Here is a 2,548-nt window from a genome sequence, read left to right on the forward strand (position 1 = left end):
CACCCGGGCCTACGCACCTCCGGCGCAGGCAGGGCCAGCCCGGCAGGGACCCGGCCCCCAGGCCGCTCCCGACCCGGGCCCCCGGGCCGGGCAGGGCGCGCAGCCCCAGACCGGCCCGCAGGCGCGGCGCAAGCCGTCGGTGGGCAAACTCATCGCCGATGTCACCAGCCAGTTCTCCTCGATCGTGCGCGGCGAGATCGAGTTGGCGAAGGTCCAGACCGCGACCATGTTCGCGCGAATCCGCACCGGCCTCGTCCTGATGGCCGCGGCCGCCGTCTTCGCCCTTTTCCTGCTCGGCTGGATCCTGCACACCATCGAAGCGGCACTGGCCACGGTCCTGCCCGTATGGGCGGCCTCCCTCATCGTCGTCGGGCTCCTGGCCGTCGTCGTAGCGGTCCTCGCCCTCCTGGGCAGCCGGGCACTGCGCAAGGCCCAGGAGAGCAAACCCGATCCCAAGGCCGGCATCACCGAGGCCGTCCACATTGTGAAGAACGGACTTACCAAGTGAGCACTCCCACGGAACCCGCAGCCGCGCCCCGCACCGAAGCGCAGATCCGAGCCGACCTGGAGGCCACGCGCGCGGCCCTGGCGGCCTCCGTCGACGACCTCTACGAGCAGCTGCAGCCCGCTGCCATCGTCGCGAACACGAAGGCCGCCGCGGCAGAGGCCATCGCGGGCGCCCGCAAGAGCGTTCGGGACACGGCCGCCGCCGCCCGCGAGGGCGACTCCGAGGCCATCAAACGGATCGGCATCGCCGTGGGCGCGACCCTGGTGGCCATCGGGCTCCTCACGTTCGCCTGGTCCCGCAGACGGCGCTGACGAACCCCCGGGCGGGGTGAGCCCAACAGGCCCCCACCTGGCCCGACGGTTCCCGGGGCGGACGCCCCGGGCGCGTTCAGCCACGCGCGCAAAATCGGACTCAAGTTCAATTCGTAGCGCCTCTTTGGTTATGATGAAGCCACGAAACATTGTGAACACCCAGGGAACCGCGCCATGCGGACCCGAACTACGCGGAGGGGGTCGACGCCATGGGGCGCGGCCGTCAAAAGGCAAAGCAGATGAAAGTCGCTCGGAAGCTGAAGTACTTCAGCCCCGACACCGACCTGGACGCGCTCCAGCGTGAGCTGGCGCCCGAGGACATGTACGAGGAGCAGGGCGGCGACGGCGCGGACACCGACGTCGACGAGCCCGACGAAGAGTACGACCTCTACGCCAAGTACGCGGACTTCGCCACGGTCGCGGACGAGCCCGACGACATAGACCCCGCGCAGTTGGACGAGTCGTTCTGGACGGGCAAGCCCTCGGACAAGTAGGGTCCCCGGGCGCTCACCCCACCCGGTAGGAGCCGTGCAGGCGCACGGCTCCCGCGTCGACGCCCTTGGCGCCGCGGACCAGGCGCTCCCCTGCTCCGACCCCCGCCGCCGTGGAACGCACCTCCCCCAGCACCCACGCGTCCACGCCCGCCTGGCGCACGGCGCCGACGACCGCCGGGGCGTCCGCCTCGCCGACCACGGCGACCATGCCGACCCCGAGGTTCAGGGAGTCCTCCATGGCCTCCCACGACACGGAGCCGCCCCTGCGCACCCAGTCGAACACGGCGGGCACCCGCCACGAGCCGCGGTCCACCGACGCCACCGACCCGGAGGGCAGCACGCGCGACAGGTTCGCCGCCAGGCCGCCGCCCGTCACGTGGGACAGGGCGTGCACGCCCCGCCTGTCGTCGCCCCCTACGCCGAAGCGCTCGACCAGGTCCAGGCACAGGCGCGTGTACAGGCGCGTCGGCTCCAGGAGCTCCTCGCCCAGGGTGCGCCCGAACTCGCCGACGCGCCCCTCCAGCGGCGCCCCCGTGCGCGCCACGACCGAGCGGACCAGGGAGTAGCCGTTGGAGTGCAGTCCCGACGAGGCCATCGCCACCACCACGTCGGAGTCGGCGACCCGATCCGGCCCCAGAACGCGGTCCGCATCGACGGCGCCCGTCGCGGCCCCCGCGATGTCGTAGTCGTCGGGCTCCATGACGCCTGGGTGCTCGGCCGTCTCACCGCCGACCAGGGGCGTGCCCGTGGCCTCGCAGGCCCGCGCGATGCCCTCCACGATGGCGGCGATGCGCTCGGGCACGACGCGGCCGCACGCGATGTAGTCCGTCATGAGCAGCGGGCGCGCCCCGATCACCACGATGTCGTCGACGACCATGCCGACCAGGTCCTGGCCAATCGTGCCGTGCGCGTCCATCGCCCGCGCGATCGCGATCTTGGTGCCCACCCCGTCCGTCGAGGTCGCCAGGAGGGGACGCCTCATGCCCAGCAGGGCCGACGCGTCCACCATCCCGGCGAAACCGCCGGTCGCGCCGACCACGGTGTCGTCGTGCGTGCGCGCCACAGCGGCCTTCATGAGCTCGACGGCGCGGTCTCCGGCGGCGGTGTCCACTCCGGCGGTGGCGTAGTCAAGGGGGGTGTCGGTCATGGGTGGTGCCTTTCGCGGTGGGGCGCTCGACGACGCCGTGTCTGGGTTATGGGGTCTGGGGGCGCCCGCGCCCGGCCGGGCGCCGCCG

General features: G+C 72.6%; 4 protein-coding genes. 3 read left to right on the forward strand and 1 reads right to left on the reverse strand.

Translation table 11 applies throughout. The features are described 5' to 3' along the window. The 3 genes from BH719_RS05560 to BH719_RS05570 all read left to right on the forward strand — a co-directional run. A partial coding sequence (locus BH719_RS05560) for a phage holin family protein (protein WP_009743823.1) occupies positions 1-508 on the forward strand: 508 nt, incomplete at its 5' end. Next, the gene (locus tag BH719_RS05565) at positions 505-819 is read left to right on the forward strand and encodes a DUF3618 domain-containing protein (RefSeq protein ID WP_009743824.1); all 315 of its coding nucleotides are present in this window, start codon (positions 505-507) and stop codon (positions 817-819) included. The genes BH719_RS05560 and BH719_RS05565, both read left to right, overlap by 4 nt. A 209-nt stretch (positions 820-1,028) precedes the next feature. Beyond that, positions 1,029-1,313, forward strand: coding sequence for a DUF3073 domain-containing protein (locus tag BH719_RS05570; RefSeq protein WP_034255284.1), 285 nt, complete (start codon positions 1,029-1,031; stop codon positions 1,311-1,313). 13 nt (positions 1,314-1,326) lie between these two features. Here BH719_RS05570 and purM read toward each other — a convergent pair whose 3' ends face one another. Further along, positions 1,327-2,460: a phosphoribosylformylglycinamidine cyclo-ligase gene (gene purM, locus BH719_RS05575; RefSeq protein ID WP_009743826.1), complete on the reverse strand. Its 1,134-nt coding sequence runs from the start codon at positions 2,458-2,460 to the stop codon at positions 1,327-1,329. Between the last annotated feature and the right edge of the window lie 88 nt (positions 2,461-2,548).

Origin of the sequence: Pauljensenia hongkongensis, from assembly GCF_001746855.1 — a bacterium.
Lineage (GTDB): Bacteria > Actinomycetota > Actinomycetes > Actinomycetales > Actinomycetaceae > Pauljensenia > Pauljensenia hongkongensis.

Excerpts from the sequence above, each read along its gene's own strand:
- purM (WP_009743826.1), bottom strand. The coding sequence starts at position 2,460 with ATGACCGACACCCCCCTTGACTACGCCACCGCCGGAGTGGACACCGCC.
- BH719_RS05570 (WP_034255284.1), top strand. The coding sequence starts at position 1,029 with ATGGGGCGCGGCCGTCAAAAGGCAAAGCAGATGAAAGTCGCTCGGAAG.